This is a genomic window from Nocardia speluncae NBRC 108251 (assembly GCF_001613245.1).
GTDB lineage: Bacteria > Actinomycetota > Actinomycetes > Mycobacteriales > Mycobacteriaceae > Nocardia > Nocardia speluncae.
This window is the reverse complement of the sequence record NZ_BDBZ01000001.1, coordinates 545,133-567,457: the sequence shown is the minus strand read 5'-3', so window position 1 is coordinate 567,457 and position 22,325 is coordinate 545,133. Positions and strand designations below refer to the sequence as shown.

The following is a 22,325-nucleotide window of genomic DNA, read 5'->3' as shown; positions in this document are numbered from 1 at the left end:
CCGCTATCTCTGGGAAGCTGGACGGTGTGGCGGATGGCGATGAACGGGGTACCACCGAGCGAGTGCTCACCCTGCTCGGGTTGTTGCAGCAGCGCCGGGTGTGGAGCGGGCCCGAACTCGCGGACCGGCTGCAGGTCACCTCGCGCACGATCCGGCGTGATGTCGAGCGGCTGCGCACGCTCGGCTATCCCGTATACGCCGGCCAGGGAGTCGGTGGCGGGTATCGGCTCGGCCCGGGACAGGATCTGCCGCCGCTGCTGCTCGATGACGAGGAAGCGATCGCCACCGCGGTATCGCTGCTCGTGGGCGCGGGCGGCGCGAGCACCGGCGATGCCGCACTGCGGGCGCTGACCAAAATCGACCGCGTACTACCCACCCGGCTGCGGCGGGAGATCCGCACACTGGCCGGCTCGGTGGAGTCCTTCGGCACCGGCCGCCCGCCGGTCGATCCCGAAGCTCTGATGACGCTGGCTCGGTCCTGCCGCGACGAGGTCGAGGTGGGTTTCGGTTACCCCTCCGCGGACCGGATACAACGCCGGCGCGTCGAGCCGTATCGTCTAGTGGCCTCGGACCGGCGCTGGTACCTCCTGGCCTACGACCTCGACCGCGACGACTGGCGCACTTTCCGCGTCGACCGGATGAGCGAGGTTGCCGCCCGTACCTGGCGCTTCCGTCCGCGCCCTGCGCCCGACGCGGCAACCTATGTCCAAGAAGGCGTGGCGAGCCGGGTCTACCCGAACAGTGCGCGATTTGTCGTCCACGCACCGGCCGAAACCGTCCGCGCGCAGATCCCACCCGCCGCGGCCGTGGTGCGACGGCGCGGCAGCGACCACTGCGAGGTACTCAGCGGTGCGGCCGATCTCGATCGGGTACTCGCGCATGTGCTGCTGCTCGGACACGAGTTCGAAGTACTGGAACCGCCGGAACTGGCGGCGCGCTGTCACACCCTCGCGCAGCGACTCGCACGGGCCGGTGGGACCAGCGGGCAGCTACCGGACACCGACAGTTGACCCGATCCGGGCAGTCCTCCGATCTACACGGGTGATAGGCCCACTGCCCACCACCGTGCAATGCACGATCCGCCCTGGCCCGCGGTCTTTTCTCTCCCATGGCGGGGCCGCCGCGACAGGCGGGAATTGCACAGTGGTGGTGGACGTGTCGCGGTGGGCGGTGGTGCCTGTTCGTCCACGCTCGTAGTCGGGACGTTCGGCAGTGGAGCCGGGGCGCGTGCTGCGTCGGGCTCGCCTACGGTTGTTGCCTGCCGATCAGTCGGCGCGGTAGTCGGGCGCACGATCGGCCGCATACCTGCGGGCCCACGTGTAGTCGGGCTTCCCACTCGGAGAACGGGTCACCGACTCGGTGACCCAGATCGCGCGTGGCACCTTGTATCCCGCAAGATGATTGCGGACATGGGCCTGCAGATCGGGGAGATCCAGCGTCGCGCCCGCCCCGGCCGACAGACTCACCACCGCGGCGACCTGCTGGCCCCAGCGCGGGTGGTCGACTCCGATCACGGTCGCGTCGTAGACGGCGGGATGGGCTTTCACCACGCCCTCCACCTCTTCGGCGAATACCTTCTCCCCACCGGTGTTGATGACCATATTGCCGCGGCCGATCAGGCTGATCGTGCCGTCGTCCTCGAGGATGGCCCGGTCGTCGGTGATGACGATTCGTTCACCGTCGACCGTTTTGAACAGTTTCGCGGTCTTGGCCTCGTCCTTGTAGTAGCCCAGCGGTACCGCCCCGGTTTTCGCCAGCCACCCCTGATCGCCGGGCTGGACGGGCCGGCCGTCGTCATCGACGACCGCTGCGCCACGCCCGATCGAGACGCGCGATTTGCGAGACGGGTCGGCGTCGCGTTGTGCGAAACCGATTCCACCGAAACCGGTTTCGGAGGAGCCGATGGAATCGGAAACGAACAGATTCGGGATCAGGTCCAGCAGATCGTTCTTCGTGGCCTGGGTGAGCAGCGCCGCACCGGAGGCGATCATGAACAGGCCCGTGGTGTCCACCGATCCGGCACGGTAGGCATCGATCAGCGGCCGGGCCATGGCGTCGCCGGTGATCACCATGACCCCGGGGTGTTCGGCGGCCACCGTCCGCCAGACGGTTACCGGGTCGAATCTGGGTTCGAAGATCACGCAGTTCCCGGACCACAGCGCGAGGAAGGTGGGCATCATCGCCGCCAGATGCATCAGCGGCGGCAGGATCAGCCAGGTGGAGGGTTCGCCGGCCGTTCCGGTGCGGGACTGCTGGTATTCATCGGTGACGGGTTCGTTGCTGTAGAAATCGATTCCGCCGCCGAGGACGCGCCACATGTCCTCCTGCCGCCACAGCACCCCTTTGGGCATACCGGTGGTGCCGCCGGTGTACATGATGAACCGGTCGTCGGCGGTGCGGGGGATATCGGGGCGGGTCACCGGAGCGGCATCGGTGACTTCGGCGAGGCAGTCCACCCCTGCGTCCGCCGCGGTCCGGTCGTCCGCGGCACACAGCAGGTACTTCAACCGCGGCGATCGTTGCGCCGCCGCGCGTACCGCGTTCCCGTAGCAGGCGTGGTAGACGAGGTGTTCGAGGTCGGCGTTGTCGTAGAGGTAGACGAGTTCTTCCGGTCCGTACCGGAAGTTGATGTTCACCGGGGCTGCCGCCAGCTTGAAGCAGGCGATCAGCGTTTGCATCGTATCGATGCTGTTGTGCATCTGGAACCCGACATGGGTTCCGCGCCCGACGCCCACCGACGCGAGATGGTGGGCAAGGCGGTTCGCCCGCTCGTCCAGTTCACGGTAGGTGATGCGCCGGCCCTGTTCGATCAGGGCGATCCGGTCGGGCATGGCGTCGACGGAGTGTTCGAACAGGTCGGCGAAATTATGTGCCATATCAATCCTGCGGTGCTGGCGGACCCTCCCGGGCCGGGAGGGTCAGAGAACGGTGAGGGGCAGCGGTATTCCGCGGTCGGTGAAGCGGAAGTCGACGCCCGTGCTGAACCGGGTGATCGCCACTTCCGAGGCCTCGGCGAACGGTTCGGCAGCTGCGGCGATCTCGGCGGTCCAACCGCCGGGGCCGTGGTCGGTGACTCGGCTGTAAAAATGCGGGTTCACGCCCCGCACCAAGGAATCCAGCGGCCCGAGATGGTCCGGGTCGATCATCGACGGCCAGGCGCGGTCGGTGAGCGCACCGCTTGCGCCGGGGAACCGGATCTGCACGGTATCGATGCCGGGCTCGACTTCGGCATCGGTGTAGTGCAGGGGGTTCAGCGCCGGGTGGATGCGCAGGACCTGCGCGAGCGCGTCCATATCGTCACCGAGACCGAGGCAGGCACGGATCCGTTCGGAGGCGACCCCGGCGATTCCGGTGAACTGTTTGCGGCCGATTTCCAGCGCCGAATCATCGTCGGTGCGTTCGTGTACGGCGATCATGAAACCGAGTACCAGCAGATGTTGCTGCAGGCACACCTCCTCGGCGATGCGTACGAGGGCGGAATGGGAGAAGTCCGGGAATCGCAGATCGCTGAGCAGTGGTCCGCTGTAGTCACCGCGGCCCTCGCCGGCGGGGTCGATCGCGCCGAGCGGTAGCCGGGCGGCTACCGATTCCGCGACCAGCGGCGCATTGCGCGGAACTTCCGGCGGGATATGCGCTTCGTCGATGACCACCGTCCATGCGCAGACCGGATGCCGGTCGGCGGGGGCGCGCGGTGGCCGGTGGATCGGCCGGACCTGGGCGTATTTGTTGGTGGCCAGCGCGGTGGCATCGAAGGTGGGGTCCTCGATGTCGTGGCACATTGCCTTCACATAGGGCTCGCCCATGGGTTCCACATCGGCGAGTGCCCCGCAGTGGTCGAGCCAGAACTCGCCGTGGCGTGAATCATCCACTCGGAAACGGAAATCCATGAACTGTGGCGGCGCCCCGATATCGAGCTGCAAGCCCTTGAAGATGGTGACGATATCGTCGCCGGTATATCCGAGGGCCTGCTGCATCCGGCGGGTGTAGATCGGGCTGGACAACTGCCATTCCTCGATCGCGACTTCGGCCATCCCCTCCCGGCCGAAGGCGGAAATGCAGTGCGCCATCCCGGAGCGGTCGATGAGCTGCCCGCACAGCAGCAGCTCGGGTACCAGCGCGGCCAGCGATTCCCGGTTCAGCGCGTGGAACCTACTGGTGGGCACGGTCATCGGGGTCACCACAGGGAAGCCGGTGCCGTGCCGATCCTGTACCAGCCGGGCAGCCGCGACGCGGTGGCCTTCGCGATCCGCTGGTTCATCGGCTCCGACATCGCCTTGTTCGTCATCATTTCCAGGAACAGCGCCGAGACATTCCCGTAGTCGAAGAAATCGCGCTGCCACGACCACTGGTAGTCGCCGCCGTACCGGAACCAGCTGCCGCCGATCCCGTCCACCGTGTACAGGCTGCCGTCTTCTCGCGCAGTGGTGGTGTACATCTGCTTCCAGAACCCGATGCAATCGCCGCTGCGCTCGTCGATGACGAACTGCTGGTACGGGTACTCCCAGCCCTGCAAGCCCTCCATCTCCTGGCCGAGGGCCAGTTCGCGGATCTCCTCGCGGCCCACCGCCATGAATTCGTCCTTGGGGCCGTAGTTCCAGCCGTAGGTGGCGTCGGTGGTGTACATATCGGCCAGCGGCTTCCAATCACCGAGCTTCTCGCAGCGCTCGTTCTCGGCCACCCAGCGGCGCACCATCTCGTCGAGTTCGGCGCGATCGAAACCTGTCATCGGTGTTGTTCCCTTTCGAAAAGAACCATTCGGGCTGTGAATCGGTTGCGGTGCTCAATGGGGCAGAAGGTGAGTGTCTGTGCGGTTGAAGCCGCCGGACGTGGCTCGCTCAGTCCGTGTCGGCGACGAGCAGGGCCTGGGTCGGGCAGTAGCGCACGGCGTTGTCGACATCGGTCTTGTGTTCCGGGCCGGGAGTCGGGTCGAGGATTTCGACCTGGCCGCGTTTGGGCACGGTGAAGATGTCCGGCGCCTCGGCAGCGCAGACGGCGTGCCCCTGGCAGAGGTCCATATCGGCCACGATCTTCATGGTGTGTGCTCCCTCGGCGTCGGATATTCCGAGAACGAGTTCTTCCCGGTTCGTGCGGGGCGAACCGCTTGGGAAGACACATAGCTGGACATGTGTCTGGACGCTACCATCGGCAACTGCGTCCGACAACGATTCAGCGATTTTCCCAGAAATCGACGCCACTCCGAGGTGGTTTGCGAAGGCTGTCATGGCGGGGGCGCGGTCGGTCGGCGACGGGGCCGACGAGAACACGTTCTTGCGTGGCGGAGAGTGTCCGAATTATATTCCGTACACCTGTCCAGACACTTTCGCCGGACTGTTGCGGCGCCGAAGGAGCAGCATGACCGATCCCACGACCCAGCCCGCGGCGAACGACCCCGCAGCGCTTCCCACGGTGCGGGAGCGGGGGCTGGCCAAGATGGCGGAAGTCTACGGGTGGGAGTTCCAGGATGGCCCCGGCGATCATTTCGCCGTCACCGCCGACCACCTGTTCGCCGATATCTGGTCCCGCCCCGGGCTGTCACTGCGGGATCGCCGGCTGCTGCTGCTCGGCGCGCTCACCGCGCAAGGCCTGTTCGATGTCGCCGGTATCCAGGTCGGCGCCGCGCTGAAGAACGGCGAACTCGACGACACCGCGCTACGCGAGATCTCCCTGTTCCTGTGCCACTACGTGGGCTGGCCTGCCGGCACCTCGCTGGACCATGTGATCGGTGCCCAACTCGATCAGCACGCAAAAGCCGCGAAGAAAGCTGCTCGCAACGGTCAGTGACCGCTTTCGCCGGGACGCCGCCGCGGCCCGATCCACCACCACGACAGAGAAGGCTCAGGTATGCGTTTCGGTATCGTCCTGTTCACCAGTGATCGCGGGATCAGTCCCGCCGCGGCCGCCCGTGCGGCCGAGGACAACGGTTTCACCTCGTTCTACGTCCCCGAACACACCCATATCCCGGTGAAGCGTGAGGCCGCGCACCCGCAGACCGGGGACGCCAGCCTGCCCGACGACCGCTATATGCGCACCCTCGACCCGTGGGTGTCACTCGCCATGGCGGCCGCCGTCACCGAACGGATCGAACTCGCTACCGCTGTCGCACTGCCGGTCGAACACGATCCGATCACGCTGGCCAAGACCATCGCCTCACTCGATCACCTGTCCGGCGGCCGAGTCACCCTCGGCGCCGGTTTCGGCTGGAACACCGACGAGCTCGCCGATCACGGTATCCCCGGGAAGAAGCGCCGCACCGCGCTGCGCGAGTATCTGGAGGCCATGCGCGCCCTGTGGCGTGAGGACGAGGCGTCCTACGACGGTGACTTCGTGAATTTCGGGCCGAGCTGGGCATGGCCGAAACCGGTCGACCGGACCGTTCCCGTGCTCATCGGCGCGGCGGGCACCGAACGCACCTGCGCGTGGATCGCCGCCCATGCCGACGGCTGGATCACCACCCCCGGCGAATCCGATATCTCCGCCAGCCTGGCGACCTTGAAGAAGGCGTGGGCCGACGCGGGCCGCGAGGGCGCCCCGCGAGTGGTGGCACTGGACTTCAAACCCGACGCCGACCGGCTGGCAGCATGGGCCGCCGAGGGCGTGACCGATGTGCTGTACGGGTTGCCGGACAAGCCGGAACCGGAGGTGCGTGCCTACCTCGAACGGCTGGCTGGCAAACTGCGGGACATGAATTCGATCACCCGTGAGGTCAGCTAGCCGTGCGAATTGCCTTGTTGTCCTACCGCAGCAAGCCTCATTGCGGTGGGCAGGGAGTCTATGTGCGCCGGCTCAGCGCCGGATTGGCCGAGCTCGGCCACCAGGTGGAGGTGTTCTCCGGCCAGCCGTACCCGGCCGACCTCGACCCGCGCGTGACTCTTACCGAGGTGCCCAGCCTGGACCTCTATCGTGAGGACGACCCGTTCCGCACGCCGCGGCCCGGCGAGATCCGCGACCGGGTCGATCTGCTGGAACTGGCCACCATGTGGACCGCCGGGTTCCCCGAACCCCGCACGTTCAGCCTGCGTGCGGCGCGGATCCTGCGTGACCGGGTCCAGGATTTCGACGTCGTCCACGACAACCAGTGCCTGGGCAGCGGGCTGCTCGATATCGCGCGGCGGTTGCCGCTGGTCGCGACCGTGCACCATCCCATCACCAAGGACCGGGAGGTCGATCTGGCGGCCGCGATCCGGCGGCGCAAACCGCTGGTGCGCCGCTGGTACGGGTTCCTCGGTATGCAGCAGCGCATTGCCCGGCAGATTCCCGATCTGCTCACGGTGTCCACCTCGTCGGCAACAGATATCGCCGACGACTTCGGTGTGGACCCGGCGCAGCTGAAAGTGGTCCCCCTCGGTGTGGACACCGAATTGTTCGCGCCGCGCGGGCCGCGAGTTCCCGGCCGGATCGTCGCCGTCGCCAGTGCCGACAAGCCGCTCAAGGGCATCTCGCATCTACTGCAGGCCCTCACTCGGCTGCGGGTGACTCACAAGGTGGAGCTGCAGCTGGTCGCGAAACTGGAACCGAACGGACCGACCGAGAAACAGATCGCCGACCTCGGGCTCTCCGATATCGTCACCGCCCGCGCCGGGCTGACCGATACCGAACTCGCCGAACTCCTCGCCTCCGCCGAAATCGCGTGCATCCCCTCCCTGTACGAGGGCTTCTCGCTGCCTGCGGTGGAAGCGATGGCCTCGGGTACTCCGCTGGTGGTCAGCCGCACCGGTGCCCTGCCGGAGGTCGTCGGCGAACCCGGCGTGTGTGCCGAACTCACCGAGCCCGGTGATTCGGCGGCCTTGGTACAAGTGATCGGCCGTCTGCTCGACTCTCCGCAGATCCGGCAGCGGATGCAGACCGCCGGCCGCGACCGCGCCGTCTCCGTATTCAGCTGGGAATCAGTGGCCGCGCAGACTGTGCAGGTGTACCAGAACGCGATCGACCGGCACGCCGGGCGAGTTGTGGGCGACCGGGGAACCGGCGCATCCGCCCAGCTCACCACCGCCGGAGGTGCCTCGTGCTGACCGTCGACTTCGACCGCGCCGGAATCGGGCCCGGAACCCGGGTCATCGATGTGGGCTGCGGCGCCGGGCGGCATTCGTTCGAGGCCTACCGGCGCGGCGCCGATGTGGTCGCCTTCGACCAGGACGCACCGGAACTCGCGAATGTCGCCACCATGTTCGAGGCCATGGCGCAGGTGGGGGAGGCCCCGGCCGGCGCCAAGGCCGAAGCGGTCGAAGGCAACGCCCTCGATCTGCCCTACGGGGCGGGCGAATTCGATGTCGTGATCGCTTCGGAGATTCTCGAACACGTGCCCGCCGATGACGCCGCGATCGCCGAACTGGTACGTGTTCTGCGGCCGGGCGGACAACTGGTGGTCACCGTGCCACGATGGCTGCCCGAACGGCTGTGCTGGGCGCTGTCGGATGAATACCACGCCAACGAGGGTGGGCATATCCGCATCTACAAGGCCGACGAGCTCCGCGACAAGATCACCGCCCGCGGGTTGCGGCACACCCATCGCACCCATGTGCACGCCCTGCATTCGCCGTACTGGTGGATCAAATGTGCGGTCGGCGTGCAGAAACCCGACCATCCGATGGTGCGCGGCTATCATCGGATGCTGGTGTGGGACATGATGAAACAGCCGCTGCTCACCCGGACCGCGGAAAAGGCGCTCGACCCACTGATCGGTAAGAGCGTGGCCCTGTACTTCAGCAAACCGGCGGTGACCCGTGCCGCCGGTTGAGCTACCGTCGGTACCCTCGGTCCTCACCCGCCGCCAATGCCTGCAGACCGCGCAATCCATCGCCGCCGACCAGGAACCTTCGGGCGCCATCCCCTGGTTCTCCGGCGGTCACACCGACCCGTGGGACCACGTGGAATCCGCGATGGCGCTCACCGTGGCCGGGCTCCGCGACGAAGCCGTTGCCGCCTACACCTGGTCGGCCCGCACCCAGCGGCCCGACGGGTCGTGGCCGATGCAGTTCCGCGACGGTGAGATCGAAAACGCTGCCACCGATGTCAACTTCTGCGCCTATATCGCCACCGGCCTCTGGCACTACCTCGCAACCACCGGTGACACCGCCTTCGCGTCCGAAATGTGGCCGGTGGTCCGCGCGGCCATCGACCTCGTCATCGACTGCCAGGGCGAACAGGGCGAGATCTACTGGCTGCGCGACGGCACCGATATCCTGCCCGAAGCGCTGGTTACCGGTTCGGCCAGCATGTACCACAGTCTGGGCGCCGCACTGGAATCGGCACGCTGCCTGGGTGATCCGCACCCGGAGTGGGAAGTGGCCCGGACCAGGCTCGGCACCGCGTTACAGGAGCATCCGGAGCTGTTCACCGCGAAAGACCGGTACTCGATGGACTGGTACTACCCGGTCCTCGGTGGTGCGTTACGCGGTCCCGCCGGACGGGCGCGGATCGCCGAACGCTGGGACACGTTCGTGGTCGGCAATATCGGTATCCGCTGCGTCTCGGACCGTCCGTGGGTCACCGGCGCGGAAACCTGCGAACTGGTGCTGTCCCTCGACGCTCTCGGCGATCGCGACCGCGCCCACCAGCTGTTCGCGAATATGCAGCACCTCCGCGAAACCGACGGCTCGTACTGGACCGGCCTGGTCTACGCCGACGGGAAACGCTGGCCGGTGGAACGCACCACCTGGACCGGCGCCGCGGTGATTCTCGCCGCGGACGCCCTGTCCCGCACCACGCCCGGTAACGGCATCTTCCGTGACCTCGCCGCCGACGCCGTACCCGCCCGGCCGGTGCCCCTGCGGGTCAGCAGCGGATAGCTCGCCGTCACGGCGGCAGCCGGCACCGCCCTGGATCCGGCGCTCGTCGACGCGGTCCATGACGCCTTCCCCCGCGGCCGCGCCGGCACACCCGACGATCCGGCGCGGCTCATCGAATGGCTGGTCTCCGGCGACGGCCGATGGGTGGTGGGTCAGATCATCGATTCCGAAGGCGGATTCCGCCGATCCCGGTTCTGACCCACGACCACTGCGGTCAGAGCTCGGCGAGCCGCGGCACAGCCGGTGCCACGCGGTCTACCCATGTCGCCGGTGATCCACCGGGCGGCATCACAATGGCGGTATGCACCCCGAGGCCGGCGTAACCGGCCATCTGCCGCACGAAATCGTCGAGCGCGCCTGGATCCGGGCTACCCCCCAGCACGGTTTTGCGGATCCGCTCGTAATCGGTGCCCACCTCATCGCAATGGCGGCGCAGCACATCGAGCTTGTGTGCGACCTCTTCCGTGCTGGAAGCGAACAGGTTGCACGCGTCGCCGTAGCGGGCTACCAGCCGCAGCGTCCGCTTTTCACCGCCGCCCCCGATGAGCACCTTCGGACGGTGCAGCGGCTGCGGCGCGCACAGGGTCTCCGCCAGCTGGTAGTACTGGCCCTCGAAGGGCCCGTTGTTGTCCGGATCCCACATCTGCGCGCAGATCCGCAGCGTCTCCTCCAGCCGGTCGAACCGTTCGCCGACCCCCGGATACGGCACACCGAGCCCGTGATGCTCGCGTTCGAACCAGGCGGCGCCGATCCCGAGCGCCGCTCGGCCGCCGGAGAGCACGTCGAGCGTGGTGACGATCTTGGCGAGCAGCCCGGGATGCCGGTAGGTCACACCGGTCACCAGCAGGCCGAGTTCGATTGTTGAGGTGTGCGCGGCCATGAAACCCAAGCTGGTGTAGCCCTCCAGCATGTTCGCCTCGGCGGGCAGCCCGGTCGGCTCGATCTGGAAGAAATGGTCCATGAACGACAACCAGCTCGCCCCGGCGACTTCCGCAGCCGCGCCCACGCGCGCCAGCTCGCCGGCAATGGCGGCGGTGCCGCCGTCGATATCGAAAATCGGTATGTGAAAACCGAGCTCCATGTCATCCCCTCGTAATGGGTGGGTGATCGCGTCGATCACACGCTACGACCTGGAGTACACACCAAGTCAGCAGCGACATGGAGTATCTCGGGCGGGAGGCCGACCCGACGAACTTCCGGTGAAGCTCGCCGAACTCGGGTGAGGACGTTGCCCTCGTCCCGCCGAGGGCAACGGTGATGCACCGGTATGACGATGTTCGCGCCGGCGGCCGGAGCGGGAGTGCTCAGCAGGTCACGCTGGTATCGGCGGTCGAATCGAACGAGACGTGCACATGGTCGTAGTGGTTCTGGGTCGGGCTCCCGCGGTCTTCCATATACGACCATCCGCTGCCGTCGTTGTACTGCTGCTGCCAGATCACGTAGGACACGCCGAAACGTTCTTTGTTGGCGAGAACGAAGTCGGCGATCGCATTGCCGTTCGCGGGATCGGAGGTCATGAAGTCGAGCGCCAGGCCGGCGCCGTGCTCGCCGTCGTAGCGGCCGTTGGCGCCACCGATATCGGCGACGCCGAATGTCTTGCCGATCAGGTTGCCCACCTGGGCCACATGCGGCTGTGCTCCGGCGAGCTCCGTGGAACACGGGATCGGGGGAGGTGGCGGGGGTGCGTGGCGTTTCAGATACCTGGCCGGTGCTCGTGGCTTGTCGACTGCCGCGACGGCCTCGGCCGACGGCGGAGCCGGAGCCGGCGGGGTGTCCGACGCGGCGCCCAGGCCGGCCGCGGGTATTGCCTGCGTATCCGCCGCCACCGCGGTGGGTTGCGGACTCGGGGCAGGCCGGGCCAGCACCGACAGTGCGATAACGGCCGTCGCCGCGACCGTGCTCCCAGCTAGCGGAGCGACCTTCCGGGTTCGGGCCGGTTTGCGATGTTGACCAGGCATGATGGTGACTACTCGTAACGCTCGGAGACAAGATCACTGTTAGATTACGAAATGGTCGCGGCAAAGTCACGGGAACCGGCTGGCGTACTCGAGTCATCGCCCCTGCCGGATGTTGTGCGTGCCGGCACGTGACCGGAGGCGCGTACCCGCCGGCGGTCGCAATGAGAATTCCGGTCCCGTTCCCGGCGTTGTGAGGAGACAATCGTCGGATCGCCGGAAAGGTCCGCGGACTCGTCTCACCGGCGTACGCACGATCGGTAGGAGAGCTATGTTCGTCCCGTTCAGTGTCGCCGATTTCCTCGACCGCGCCGAAACCGTGTACGGCGACCGGATCGGTGTGGTCGACGAACCTGTGCAGCCCGCGCCCAGCCAGGGCTCGCCGACTTATGCGGAGATCGCCGGACTCGCCCGCAGGCAGGCCGCCCGGCTCGACGAACTCGGTATCGGAGCCGGTGACCGGGTCGCGGTCGTCAGCCACAATTCGAGCCGATTGCTGACCTCGTTCTTCGGTGTCAGCGGATGGGGCCGGGTGCTGGTGCCGATCAATTTCCGCCTGCGCCCCGACGAAGTGCGTTATATCGTCGAGGATTGCGGAGCCCGCGTCCTGTACGTGGACCCGGAGCTCGCGGATTCACTGGCCGGGATCGATTGCGAACATACATTCGTGCTGGGTGCCGACAGTGATCTCTACGCGCCTCCGGGTGCGGTCCCGCGGCCATGGGAGCCCGACGAATCCGCCACCGCCGCCATCAACTACACCTCCGGCACCACCGCGCGCCCTAAGGGGGTGCAGATCACCCACCGCAATATCTGGGTCAATGCCGTCACCTTCGGGCTGCACGCGACGATCAGCGACCGCGACGTCTACCTGCATACGCTGCCGATGTTCCACGCCAACGGCTGGGGTCAGCCGTTCGCGATGACCGGCGTCGGCGCCCGGCATATCGTGCTGCGCACTATCGACGGCGCCGAAATCCTGCGGCGCGTCCGCGGTCACGGCGTCACGGTGATGTGCGCGGCCCCCGCGGTCGCGGCCGCCGTCCTCGACGCCGCGCAGAGCTGGGAGGGGGAGATCCCCGGCCGTGACCGGGTGCGGATCATCATGGCCGGCGCACCGCCGCCGACGAAAACCGTTGCCCGCGTGGAACAGGAACTCGGCTGGGAATTCATCCAGATCTACGGCCTCACCGAAACCTCTCCGCTGCTCACCGTCAACCGCGCACGAGCGGAGTGGGACGATCTCGAGCCCGAAGTCAAGGCGGCGAAGCTGACCCGCGCCGGCGCCCCGGCACTCGGTGTCCGGGTGCGGATCGAAGAATCGGAGGAGGGTGCGGGGGAGGTGCTGGCCCGGTCGAATGTGGTGATGGACGGCTACTGGGGCCGGCCCGGGGAAAGCGGGGCGGTACTGGACGGCGGGTGGTTCCGCACCGGCGACGGCGGTGAAATCGGCGACGACGGCTACCTGACCATTACAGATCGCAAAAAAGATGTGATCATCACCGGCGGCGAGAACGTCTCCTCGATCGAGGTCGAGGATTGCCTGTTCTCCCATCCCGCCGTCGCTGAGGTGGCGGTGATCGCGGTGCCGAGCGAGAAGTGGGGCGAGACGATCAAGGCGTTGGTCGTGCTCGACCCGGACGCGGACGCCGGTAGTGCGACCGAATCGATTCTGATCGCCTGGTGTAAGCAGCGGTTGGCCGGCTACAAGGCACCGACCTCGGTCGAGTTCCGGGACGAACTCGCGCGAACCGCGACCGGCAAGCTGCAGAAATTCACCCTGCGCGAGCCGTATTGGGGCGGCCGGGACCGCCAGGTCAGCTGATTCCTGCCCGGTCGGGTAAACCGGTCACGGGATCTGTGCATCACCGGGGGCCGGGTGCCAGGTGCCTTCTCCGGCCGGGCGGCCGAGCCGGTGCTCGGCCGGGATCACCGCTTGGCGTAGTCGGCGACCCCTTGCCAGTCGATCATGACGCAGGGTTCGTCGCCGACGGTCCAGGCGTCGTGCCCAGGCGGGACGATCATGAAATCGCCGGGCCCGTATTCCTGTTTCTCGCCGTCGTCCATGGCCACTGCCAGGTGGCCCGAAACGCAGTAGCCCATATGGGGCGCCTGGCAGCTCTCGGTACCGGCGATCGGTTTGACATGTTCCGACCACTGCCAGCCGGGCTCGAAGACGGCACGGCCTACCGGGCCGGCGTCGAGGTTCACCAGATCGAGTTTCCCCTTGCCCGCTTCGAAGGGGCGAGTTTCCTCGGGTGAATCGAAGTTCTTGCGTACCAAACGGGACATGACCGTTCTCCTTGGTACCAGTGCCCCCGTTCCGGCCCGGCGCTTCGTTGCGACCGAAGGCGGACACGCGGTCGATCACTGATTCCGCCGCCCGCACATTGTTTGTTCTGCGATCTCGGTACGACCGCGAATCCGTCGCGCCGAGCTGCGTCGGTGCGATCCACCTCCACCTGCGCCGCCGACCGACACCCAAGCAATAAAATGTGAGGAAAGTCATATTTTACGAGGGGGGTGTGGCGGCGGCAAGTGTGTTGCGCACTCCGGCCTGCCGGCCCCGCGGGCAGATAGGCTGCCCTCGCGTCGTCGACGAAAAGCGGCGACAGACCTTGAAAAGCAAAGCCACACCACCCGTCGCGTCGTCCGTCGAACTCTCCTGTCGCTGTCACCTCACAGGCCCGTCGGAGCGGTGGTGTGGCTCTCGGTAGGCCGTTTGTTCATGGGTGGTCGGCCGCTATGCCGTCCAGGATGATATCGAGCCCGTCGGCGAACGGGTCGCGCTCGCCCGCCGGGAGGGGTTGGGTGATGAGATGGTGGAGGCGCGGAAATGCGCTGAGGTCGATATCGGCGAGGCGGTGCTGCCAGTTGCTGCCGGGGTCGTCGCCGGCTTCGCCCTGTGTGCCGCCGAGGAAGACGCGGGCGCTGCCCTGAACGTAGTTGTTGATGGTCATGATCGCGCGCGCCGCCGTATGTGGGGCCAATTCCAGCTCTTCGAGTGCTGTCAACGCCCACTCCATGGCAGTCAGTGAGGCGGTGCCGAATGGTGGTGTCACCGTCGCGGTAGCAGTGAGCATCCAGGGGTGATCGAGGAACGCGGTCCAATCCTGCCGGGCGAGAACATGCATGGCTGCTCGCCAGTCGAGTCCCGTCTGGGTGGGGTAGTCGTATTCCCCGGTGATCTGGTCGACCATCGCCTCGATCAGCTGCTCCTTGTCGGCTATATGCCGGTACAGCGACATCACACCCGCACCGAGGCGATCGGCGACGCGTTTCATCGTCATCGCGTCCAAGCCCAGTTCGTCTGCGACCTCGATTGCGGCCGTGACGATTTTCTCGCGTGACAGCGGGCCGGACGGCCCTACTCGGGGACTCATGCGATCACCTCCGGGCTGACTCTAGCGCGTTGCGTATCTCATACGCTAGCGTGTGTTGCGTACGTTATACGCAACGTCTTTCTGGAGTCCTCCCATGTCGAATCCGCGCTCTCATCCGCCCGGTCCGCGGTCACGATGGCTCGGTCTTGCCGTGCTCACGCTGCCGGTAATCCTCACCTCGATGGACATCACGATCCTGCACATCGCGATCCCCACCATCACCCACGAACTGAACCCCGGCCCCGGTCTGACGCTGTGGATTCTCGACTCTTACGGATTCCTCTTGGCGGGTCTGCTCATTGTCATGGGCAATATCGGCGACCGGATCGGTCGGCGCAGGCTGCTGCTGATCGGTGCCGGCGTGTTCGGTACAGCCTCGGCACTGGCGGCGTTCGCGCCGACCCCGGAGATGCTCGTCGCGGCCAGAGCCCTGATGGGCATCGGTGGGGCGACGCTCATGCCCTCGACTCTGTCACTGATCCGGAACCTGTTCACAGACCCGGAAGAGCGCACCAAAGCTATCGGCATGTGGACCGCCAGTCTGTCCGCAGGTATCGCGCTCGGCCCCGTCCTCGGCGGGCTGCTGCTCGAAGCTTTCTGGTGGGGCTCGGTATTTCTCGTCAACGTGCCCGTCATCGTGCTCTTGCTGGCGATCACACCCCGGCTCGTCCCCGAGTACCGCAGTCCTACGCCGATACGCTTGGACGGCTCCAGCGTGCTGCTGTCGTTCGCGGCCATCCTGCCGGTTGTCTGGGCGATAAAGTCCACTGCCGAAAAACTCGCACCCACCCCGGAAGCGGTGATCGCGCTGGTTGTCGGTCTCCTTGCCGGGGTGGCATTCCTCCTTCGGCAGCGCCGCCTCCGCGCACCACTGGTCGACACGGGCCTCTTCGCCGATCCACGTTTCAGCGGCGCGATCCTCGGCGCGGGTCTGGCGATGTTCTCACTCGTCGGAGTGATGCTCTACAGCGCCCAGTATCTGCAACTCGTCGAGGGTCTTTCACCGCTCGTTGCCGCGCTGGCGATACTTCCGGTCGTGGCGTCCGTCGGTGGGATGGCGGTACTCGCGTCCCTGCTTGTGCCCCGCTTCGGCTATCCACTGATCTTCGGAGCCGGAGCGGTCCTGGCAGCCGGGGGCATGCTCGCCTTCAGCCGTGTTCCGGCCGGGGACGGTGTGGTCCACGCCATTGTTGCTTCGGCGTTGATCGGCGCAGGTATCGCGCCGATGATGACCCTCGCCACCGACGTGGTGGTCGGCGCCGCGCCCCCGGACCGTTCCGGCGCTGCTTCCGCGCTCTCGGAAACCGCCACTGAACTCGGTGCCGCTCTGGGCATCGCCGTTCTCGGATCGATCGGAACGGCCGTGTACCGGGCTACGATCCTCGATCAGGGGCCCGCCGGCCTCCCTGCGGAGGCCGCCGAAGCCGTCGGCTCCAGCCTCGGCGCCGCGCTGAGTGTCTCCGAGCAGCTGCCGGCCGAACCCGCCGCCCACCTCACCGAGCTTGCCCGCCACGCGTTCGTCGATGGACTCGGCGCCGCCACCGTCACCGGCGGGCTCATCCTCGTCGCCGCCGCGATCGTGTGCCCGTTCCTGCTGTACCGCGGCAGGCGACGGGACTACGTTGTGGACGCGACCGGGAAGGGGCCGGAGTCCGGGTCTTGCGGTGTCGCAACCGGTACTCGAACCCGCGGGACGTCTCCCAGAGAATCCGGATAGACCACTGAACACGTCGCCGCCGCCGATCGTCCGATCGACGAGCGCACCCGATTCGGCCAGGTCGTTCCCCGACCGGGCATCCGATCACCTGCCTCCGCAGGGCCGGCGGCTCGCCGGCCGGCGACTACGCTCAGCAGCGCCCCCGGAGTGGCGATTGTGACCACTCCTCGCCGATCTGCGAACGGAGTGCCATGGATTCGAGCACGAGCGACGCGCGGACCATTGTGTCCACCGAACCGGGTTCGTTCGCATGGAGCGTGCTCACCCACCGGCATCCCGCCATCATCGAACAGGTCGGCGAAGCGCATCCCTACCCACCCGAAATTCGGCACCGTCTCGACGAGTTGCGTGAACACATCACGGGAACCGTGCAGCCGCTGCCCGACGGCGGAGCCGGTAAGTCGCGATGGGACCGGTGGGGAAGCCGAATGTACGGGCAGCGGTGGCTCGACGTCCCGTTCCTCTGGGCGGAAAGCTACTTCTATCACCTGCTGCTCGACGCGGTCGGTTATTTCGGGCACGGCGCGTGGCGGGGGATCGACCCGTTCACTCGTAAACGCGGCGAACTCGAGGACCCTGCGGTCGCCGCCGACCTGTCGGCGGCGACCGAGGCCGGCGTCCGCGTACCGCGGGAGCACCTGATCGCGCTTCTGCACGCCGCGCTGTGGGGAAACCGGGCGGACCTCGGTTTCCGGCTGTCGGATTCCCCGGCGACCGACCACGATGTGCCCGGCAGAATTCTCGACGATCAGTCCGCCGAGGTGGCCGACTACCTCGTGACCCACACGCCGGGCGTCATCTGCCTGATAGCCGACAATGCCGGCCGAGAACTGATCCCCGACCTTTTTCTCATCGATCACCTGCTGGAATTGCACCGGGATCTCACGATCGACCTGCACCTCAAACCGCGGCCGTACTACGTGTCGGACGCCACCACCGCCGACTTGCTGGTGACTCTCGAGCGTCTCGCGGGTATCCCGGGGGCGGCCCGCTCGACCGCGGCCCGGCTGGATTCCGCACTCCGGACGGGCCGACTGCGGGTACGTACTCACGAGTTCTACTGCGCACCCTTGTCCTTTCATCACCTGCCCGGCGACCTGCGTGCCGATCTCGCGCGCGCCGACGCAGTGATTCTCAAAGGCGATCTCAACTACCGGCGACTCGTCGGAGACTGTCACTGGCCGGCCACCACCTCGTTCACCGCACTCACGCAATATTTCCCGACTCGTGTGATCGCTTTGCGTACCCTCAAATCGGATGTCGCCGCGGGTATCGCCGCCGGGACAGTCGCCGAACTCGAGGAGACCGAACCGGGCTGGCGGGTCAGCGGATCTCATGGCGTGGTGCAAATGAGCGTAGCGCCGGCCAGGTCCGGCAACAGCAACCACACATCATGGTGACCACACAGCCGGACATGATCCCGAGAGCCAACCACCCCCGAGCTCAGGCCGCGCCCGTCACGAAAGCGGACCGCACCGCGGCAGTGGCCTGGCGGCAATTGCCGTGAACGCCTGGGTGAAACAGCTTGCAGCTCAGGGATTGATCCTGTTCTACAGTGCAGACGATGACAACATCGCCTCGCATCGCGTCGCGCAGAAATGCAAGGCGACGCCTCTCGGTCATCTCATCCATATCACCCCGGCTGTAACAGCAGGTTGGCCGGTGTACCTCGTCGGCGCTGTGTACCGCTGGGGTTGGACGCGCCGAACTATCTACACCAACTCGACCTGATCGCCGAAGCCCGCGCGCTCCTGGACTGAACCCTCGAACGGCACCCGATTCTCCCCGATGCCGAGGACACGTCATCATACGGCTGTCGCTTGCAGGCCGCGGTTTCGGCCACGGGCACACCGTGCAATAGGCGAGCCGCCTGGCGACGAAGGCTCGTAGCTCCTCGGTGGAGACGGCCGCCGGAGATCGGCTACCATCCGCGACAAGGCCTCGTCAGTGTCTCCGAGAACCGGCTGCCGACGCACCCCGGAGCGACCGCCGGCTCCAGCGACGTGGCCACAGCCCGGTGCTCGCTTCCAGGGAAGCTGATTGCCCGGATCCCGTAATGATCAGGCCGGGTTTTCGCCTGTGTAGTTCGGCGGCGACGTCGTCCAGAGATACCGGGCGCAACAAGCGTTCCGGCATGGTCACCGGGTGGCCGGTTGTGAGCTTTCCTATCGGGCCGTAGATCCATCTGGGCCAACGGCTTTCGGTGAACTCGGGGTGGGGCTCGACGAGCTCGATGGACAAGTATCTCGTATTCGGATCGATTCTCGCTGTGACCACATGTACTCGCGATATCGCAGCCCATGGGATTCGCCCGAATGGCCTGAGCGTCAGCCCGTGATCGTCGATTGTCACAGCGGGCGAGGGGCGAATGTAATAGCTCAGCCCGACCAGAAGCGAAAGAGCACCCACGACGATCGGAGCCACTACAGGGAACGTCGGCGTCGAGTCGGCAGACATGGTCACGTGTAGCAAGCAGCCACTCGCAATCCCGATCAGACCTGAGACCACCATCGATATGTGGACGCCCGATGAAGGTGGGAACACTGTCGGTGGTGCTGAATCTTCTTGATGCCGGTCCACGACCAGAACCTAGCGGCAATCCGGGGCGGTGTCACCGATTCGTCCCGCGACCCTTTCCTTGCGGTGGTCCGGCATCGAAGCGCGCCTTCTTCCGGCGATTCCCCGCACGTGTTCATATCGCACCATTTGCGGGTGCGGCTCTGGCTGGTATCGACGAAGGCGGCTCGGCAGGTCGGCGATGCGCACATCGCCAGTTTTCGACTCGCCCGTAAGGACCTGTAGGAAGGTCTCGCGGCAGTGCCGGCCGTCGGTCGATGAACGCAGCTGGGTGCCGGGAGTCGAAATCGGTCCGAGATTCGAGCCGTACGCCGAATACGCTGCGCGGCGAGGTATCCCGCGTTCACAGGTCGTTCGACCGGGCCCGTCGGCTGCTGGGAATATCGACCTCGACGATCATGCCCCGGAGGGTGTAGCCGCCGATTGCGTCGTTGAAACCGGCCCGGGGTGGCGAGTGCATGCGGATCCCGGGCATGGCGAGCAGTTTGCTGAGGAATATATCGGTCTCGACGATCGCGATCGTCGAGCCGGGGCACTTGTGTGCGCCGTCGCCGAACGAGAGCACGGGGGCGGTGGCGTCGTTGCGGGATCGGCCGGGGCATACCGTCAACGGGCTGTCGCCGACCGCGGCCCGGTCGGTGTTGGTGGCCGCGATATCGATATCGATGAGCTGCCCGGGCCCGACGGTCACCGATCCGTCACCGGCGGGGAGTTCGACGGCTGCCGTGGTGCGGCGCAAGAGGTGTCCGACGACGGGTTCGAGCCGGAGAATTTCGTGCAGGATGGCAAGACGCTCCGGCTCCCCGGCGGTGCGGTAGCGGTCCAGGAGGGGCTGGTCGGTGAACAGGTGCCATGCGGCAACAGCGATGAACTCGCGGGTGGTGACCATTCCCGCCGCGGCGAAAGTAATACATTCGCCGAGAATTTCGACCGACGAGCAGCCTTCGTCGAGCAGATGCGAGATCAGATCGTCTCGGTGCCGAGTCCGGCGGGCGCGCACCGCCGGGCGCACATCGCTCAGGAAGATACTCGACCAGTTCCGTGCCTGCCGCCACGTCCAGCGGAGGCCGTCGATGGTAGTGAATCCCGGTGAACCGAACTCTTCGGGAAAGAACCTCTCCAACCGCCGAGTCAGTCCGGGACGACTCTCGGTGAGGCCGATAACCGAGCACACCACGCCGATGGCGACGCCGAAGCCGAGATCTGTGAGGTCCGCACGGCCGTAGTCTCGAAGGGTAGCCAGCTGCTGGTCCGCCAGGTTGTCGATGACGCCTCGATACGATTCGTCGACCCGGCGGGGTGTGAAGAATCGTGCGGTCTGGCGCCGGTGCTCCCGATGCTCCGGGCCGTCGCGGTACAGCACCGGGCGACGGATACGAGCGGGCATATTGTCGAGTGATTCGACCCCTAACCCGGCCTGGACGGTGTCGGGGCTGCGCAATGCGGCGCGGGCGGCGGCGTAGTCCCGTATCAGCCATACTCCGTCGGCGTTCCGAGTGATCGGGCAGCCGCCCGCGCCCTCCAAACGGTTGATCTTGCGTGCGTCGGTGCTGTCTGTCGGCATGATCCCGGTCCTCTTCGTCGGCGCGCGATATCGGGCGGCTCGCTGCTCCAGCCAGCTGACCGCCATGTCTGAAGCGCACGCCCGGTACGGGTGCCGTTAAGGACCCGTAGCGGCAGGTACATCGTGTTCGTTGTGAATGCCAGTTGCTTCATCCAGGTTCTGGTTGATCATCTGGTGGATTTCGCTGGTCTGTAGTTCCAGCTCTGTGATTGCCTCTCGACGTTCGGGGGACTCGGGCTCGGCACGCATACGATCCAGGCGGATCTCGGTGTCCTGCAGCGCTCCTTGTAGGACGGTGGCGCGGTCGTCGGCGATCTCGGCGCGTTCGGTTGCGGTTACGTGGGCGAGGGTGGGCTCTTGACGTGGTGCGAAGAGCACCAGTGGCTCGCCATCCGGGCCGTGCGAGTCCATCAGCTTCAGGTATTCGCTCCAATCGCGGTTGGTCATCGGGTTCCAGTTCGCCAGCGGTGGGTGCTCGATACCCATATCGTGTAGGTGTGCCTGGTCGAAGTGCAGGAAGTTCTCCTCGGGCGTGAGTCTGCGCCCGTCGGCGTGGCGGATATCGAACAGGTCGTGATCCCCGGTGAGCGGCCGGAATTCGCCTTCTGTGTTGCGTCCGTACACCACACCGTCGTGCACCTGGAAGCGATCGGCGCCGATGTGGGCTTCCATCTTCGGCTGCAGCGCCTGGTATTCGTACATGCGCTGATCCAGCCTGGCCCGCAGGCGATTCCAGTGGTGATCGGGGATGGTGCCGCGCTCGGGCAGGCGCAGATCGCCCGGCCCGGACTCGGGGAACTGAAAGTATCCGACCAGGCCCTGCTTGCCGGGCGGGGCACCGAGCTCGACATCGAGCGCATTGATCGTTTTGAACTTGATCAGCTCCGGTTTACCAGGGGAGCCGTTCTTGATCCACCGCACCGAGTCCGGATTCGTCGGTCGCACATAGATCATCAGGTCATTCCGGTCGGCGTATGCCTGGAACTCCTGCTGCCGCGCGGCGGGGATGCCGTACCGCGATTCGATCTCCTGCGAGCGAATTCCAGGCTCGGTGCTCCTGCCGCCACGAGAGATTTCTCCCTGATCCACTTCACGCCCACGGCCTTCGATCAGCAGGCGGCTGCGCTCCTCAGCACCGCTGATTGCTCGGCGTGCCGCTCGGACCTCTTCGGCCAGCTCGCCCAACGTGTTGTGCAGGTGGGGACTGGTCTGGCGGCTGAGCAGTTCGACCATGTCGTCCGCCATCCGCATCAACTGTTGTAATAGCTGCTCCCCGGGCACACCCGTCATCGCCGACCGCCCTTGCCATGCACGTCGGACTTGGGCGCGGATCTCATCTGCCGA

General features: G+C 66.3%; 20 protein-coding genes and 1 pseudogene. 10 read left to right on the top strand and 11 right to left on the bottom strand.

The annotated features are described in order from the left end of the window. Positions 1 to 26 precede the first annotated feature (26 nt). Positions 27 to 1,010, top strand: a complete 984-nt coding sequence (locus tag NS6_RS02410; protein ID WP_218024242.1) for a helix-turn-helix transcriptional regulator — start codon at positions 27 to 29, stop codon at positions 1,008 to 1,010. Between the two features lie 255 nt (positions 1,011 to 1,265). Here NS6_RS02410 and NS6_RS02405 read toward each other — a convergent pair whose 3' ends face one another. From NS6_RS02405 to NS6_RS02390, 4 genes are all read right to left on the bottom strand, one after another. After that, entirely contained in the window at positions 1,266 to 2,876 is a 1,611-nt protein-coding gene (locus tag NS6_RS02405; RefSeq protein WP_068035760.1) for an acyl-CoA synthetase, read from the bottom strand. A gap of 42 nt (positions 2,877 to 2,918) precedes the next feature. Next, a complete protein-coding gene (locus NS6_RS02400) occupies positions 2,919 to 4,169 on the bottom strand; it encodes a hypothetical protein (RefSeq protein ID WP_157112586.1) in 1,251 nt (416 codons plus the stop codon). A 5-nt stretch (positions 4,170 to 4,174) separates the two neighbouring features. Further along, positions 4,175 to 4,726, bottom strand: a complete 552-nt coding sequence (locus tag NS6_RS02395) for a hypothetical protein (RefSeq protein ID WP_068035755.1) — start codon at positions 4,724 to 4,726, stop codon at positions 4,175 to 4,177. Between the two features lie 109 nt (positions 4,727 to 4,835). After that, the gene (locus NS6_RS02390; protein WP_068036096.1) at positions 4,836 to 5,033 is read right to left on the bottom strand and encodes a ferredoxin; all 198 of its coding nucleotides are present in this window, start codon (positions 5,031 to 5,033) and stop codon (positions 4,836 to 4,838) included. Positions 5,034 to 5,352: 319 nt separating this feature from the next. Here NS6_RS02390 and NS6_RS02385 point away from each other — a divergent pair, with 319 nt between their 5' ends. Genes NS6_RS02385 through NS6_RS02365 form a run of 5 tightly spaced genes read left to right on the top strand, consistent with a single transcriptional unit; the run spans position 5,353 to position 9,785 of the window. Then, on the top strand, positions 5,353 to 5,781 hold the full coding sequence (locus tag NS6_RS02385; protein ID WP_068035753.1) for a carboxymuconolactone decarboxylase family protein: 429 nt from the start codon (positions 5,353 to 5,355) through the stop codon (positions 5,779 to 5,781). A 60-nt stretch (positions 5,782 to 5,841) separates the two neighbouring features. Further along, positions 5,842 to 6,711: an LLM class F420-dependent oxidoreductase gene (locus tag NS6_RS02380; RefSeq protein WP_068035752.1), complete on the top strand. Its 870-nt coding sequence runs from the start codon at positions 5,842 to 5,844 to the stop codon at positions 6,709 to 6,711. 2 nt (positions 6,712 to 6,713) lie between these two features. Continuing rightward, positions 6,714 to 8,009 carry a glycosyltransferase family 4 protein gene (locus NS6_RS02375; protein ID WP_068035750.1) on the top strand — a complete coding sequence of 432 codons (1,296 nt, stop codon included), beginning with the start codon at positions 6,714 to 6,716 and terminating at the stop codon, positions 8,007 to 8,009. Next, positions 8,003 to 8,734, top strand: a complete 732-nt coding sequence (locus NS6_RS02370; protein WP_068035748.1) for a class I SAM-dependent methyltransferase — start codon at positions 8,003 to 8,005, stop codon at positions 8,732 to 8,734. The genes NS6_RS02375 and NS6_RS02370 overlap by 7 nt, the downstream gene beginning before the upstream one ends. Next, positions 8,721 to 9,785, top strand: a complete 1,065-nt coding sequence (locus NS6_RS02365) for a glucosidase family protein (RefSeq protein ID WP_068035742.1) — start codon at positions 8,721 to 8,723, stop codon at positions 9,783 to 9,785. Before NS6_RS02370 ends, NS6_RS02365 begins: the two co-directional genes overlap by 14 nt. Before the next feature lie 214 nt (positions 9,786 to 9,999). Here NS6_RS02365 and NS6_RS02360 read toward each other — a convergent pair whose 3' ends face one another. After that, complete coding sequence (locus tag NS6_RS02360; protein ID WP_068035737.1) at positions 10,000 to 10,866, bottom strand: LLM class F420-dependent oxidoreductase; 867 nt, start codon at positions 10,864 to 10,866, stop codon at positions 10,000 to 10,002. A 223-nt stretch (positions 10,867 to 11,089) separates the two neighbouring features. After that, positions 11,090 to 11,743, bottom strand: a complete 654-nt coding sequence (locus NS6_RS36315) for a VldE C-terminal domain-containing protein (RefSeq protein WP_068035735.1) — start codon at positions 11,741 to 11,743, stop codon at positions 11,090 to 11,092. A 268-nt stretch (positions 11,744 to 12,011) separates the two neighbouring features. Here NS6_RS36315 and NS6_RS02350 point away from each other — a divergent pair, with 268 nt between their 5' ends. Further along, entirely contained in the window at positions 12,012 to 13,565 is a 1,554-nt protein-coding gene (locus NS6_RS02350; protein WP_068035732.1) for an AMP-binding protein, read from the top strand. Positions 13,566 to 13,669: 104 nt separating this feature from the next. Here the strand turns inward: NS6_RS02350 and NS6_RS02345 are convergent, their stop codons facing one another. Further along, a complete protein-coding gene (locus tag NS6_RS02345) occupies positions 13,670 to 14,032 on the bottom strand; it encodes a cupin domain-containing protein (protein WP_068035730.1) in 363 nt (120 codons plus the stop codon). Positions 14,033 to 14,466: 434 nt separating this feature from the next. Beyond that, the gene (locus tag NS6_RS02340) at positions 14,467 to 15,123 is read right to left on the bottom strand and encodes a TetR/AcrR family transcriptional regulator (protein WP_068035727.1); all 657 of its coding nucleotides are present in this window, start codon (positions 15,121 to 15,123) and stop codon (positions 14,467 to 14,469) included. 94 nt (positions 15,124 to 15,217) lie between these two features. Here NS6_RS02340 and NS6_RS02335 point away from each other — a divergent pair, with 94 nt between their 5' ends. The 3 genes from NS6_RS02335 (at position 15,218) to NS6_RS02325 (ending at position 18,571) form a co-directional block, all read left to right on the top strand. Next, on the top strand, positions 15,218 to 16,840 hold the full coding sequence (locus tag NS6_RS02335; protein WP_084470538.1) for an MFS transporter: 1,623 nt from the start codon (positions 15,218 to 15,220) through the stop codon (positions 16,838 to 16,840). A gap of 191 nt (positions 16,841 to 17,031) precedes the next feature. Then, entirely contained in the window at positions 17,032 to 18,240 is a 1,209-nt protein-coding gene (locus tag NS6_RS02330) for a damage-control phosphatase ARMT1 family protein (RefSeq protein WP_068035723.1), read from the top strand. Between the two features lie 103 nt (positions 18,241 to 18,343). Continuing rightward, a complete protein-coding gene (locus NS6_RS02325) occupies positions 18,344 to 18,571 on the top strand; it encodes a hypothetical protein (RefSeq protein ID WP_068035722.1) in 228 nt (75 codons plus the stop codon). Between the two features lie 880 nt (positions 18,572 to 19,451). On the opposite strand, the pseudogene NS6_RS36310 reads toward NS6_RS02325, so the two are convergent. The 3 genes and pseudogenes from NS6_RS36310 to NS6_RS02310 form a co-directional block, all read right to left on the bottom strand. Then, a pseudogene (locus NS6_RS36310) lies at positions 19,452 to 19,617 on the bottom strand (CGNR zinc finger domain-containing protein); the annotation flags it as partial. Between the two features lie 143 nt (positions 19,618 to 19,760). Next, positions 19,761 to 20,981: a cytochrome P450 gene (locus NS6_RS02315; RefSeq protein WP_068036094.1), complete on the bottom strand. Its 1,221-nt coding sequence runs from the start codon at positions 20,979 to 20,981 to the stop codon at positions 19,761 to 19,763. 96 nt (positions 20,982 to 21,077) lie between these two features. Beyond that, on the bottom strand, positions 21,078 to 22,271 hold the full coding sequence (locus tag NS6_RS02310; RefSeq protein WP_068035718.1) for an anthrax toxin-like adenylyl cyclase domain-containing protein: 1,194 nt from the start codon (positions 22,269 to 22,271) through the stop codon (positions 21,078 to 21,080). Positions 22,272 to 22,325 lie beyond the last annotated feature (54 nt).

What these genes read in the sequence shown, in the direction of transcription:
- NS6_RS36315 (WP_068035735.1), bottom strand. Translation starts at nt 11,743, where the DNA reads ATGCCTGGTCAACATCGCAAACCGGCCCGAACCCGGAAGGTCGCTCCG.
- NS6_RS02400 (WP_157112586.1), bottom strand. Translation starts at nt 4,169, where the DNA reads ATGACCGTGCCCACCAGTAGGTTCCACGCGCTGAACCGGGAATCGCTG.
- NS6_RS02360 (WP_068035737.1), bottom strand. Translation starts at nt 10,866, where the DNA reads ATGGAGCTCGGTTTTCACATACCGATTTTCGATATCGACGGCGGCACC.
- NS6_RS02335 (WP_084470538.1), top strand. Translation starts at nt 15,218, where the DNA reads ATGTCGAATCCGCGCTCTCATCCGCCCGGTCCGCGGTCACGATGGCTC.
- NS6_RS02340 (WP_068035727.1), bottom strand. Translation starts at nt 15,123, where the DNA reads ATGAGTCCCCGAGTAGGGCCGTCCGGCCCGCTGTCACGCGAGAAAATC.
- NS6_RS02390 (WP_068036096.1), bottom strand. Translation starts at nt 5,033, where the DNA reads ATGAAGATCGTGGCCGATATGGACCTCTGCCAGGGGCACGCCGTCTGC.
- NS6_RS02315 (WP_068036094.1), bottom strand. Translation starts at nt 20,981, where the DNA reads ATGCCGACAGACAGCACCGACGCACGCAAGATCAACCGTTTGGAGGGC.
- NS6_RS02395 (WP_068035755.1), bottom strand. Translation starts at nt 4,726, where the DNA reads ATGACAGGTTTCGATCGCGCCGAACTCGACGAGATGGTGCGCCGCTGG.
- NS6_RS02345 (WP_068035730.1), bottom strand. Translation starts at nt 14,032, where the DNA reads ATGTCCCGTTTGGTACGCAAGAACTTCGATTCACCCGAGGAAACTCGC.
- NS6_RS02405 (WP_068035760.1), bottom strand. Translation starts at nt 2,876, where the DNA reads ATGGCACATAATTTCGCCGACCTGTTCGAACACTCCGTCGACGCCATG.
- NS6_RS02330 (WP_068035723.1), top strand. Translation starts at nt 17,032, where the DNA reads ATGGATTCGAGCACGAGCGACGCGCGGACCATTGTGTCCACCGAACCG.
- NS6_RS02350 (WP_068035732.1), top strand. Translation starts at nt 12,012, where the DNA reads ATGTTCGTCCCGTTCAGTGTCGCCGATTTCCTCGACCGCGCCGAAACC.
- NS6_RS02380 (WP_068035752.1), top strand. Translation starts at nt 5,842, where the DNA reads ATGCGTTTCGGTATCGTCCTGTTCACCAGTGATCGCGGGATCAGTCCC.
- NS6_RS02385 (WP_068035753.1), top strand. Translation starts at nt 5,353, where the DNA reads ATGACCGATCCCACGACCCAGCCCGCGGCGAACGACCCCGCAGCGCTT.
- NS6_RS02310 (WP_068035718.1), bottom strand. Translation starts at nt 22,271, where the DNA reads ATGACGGGTGTGCCCGGGGAGCAGCTATTACAACAGTTGATGCGGATG.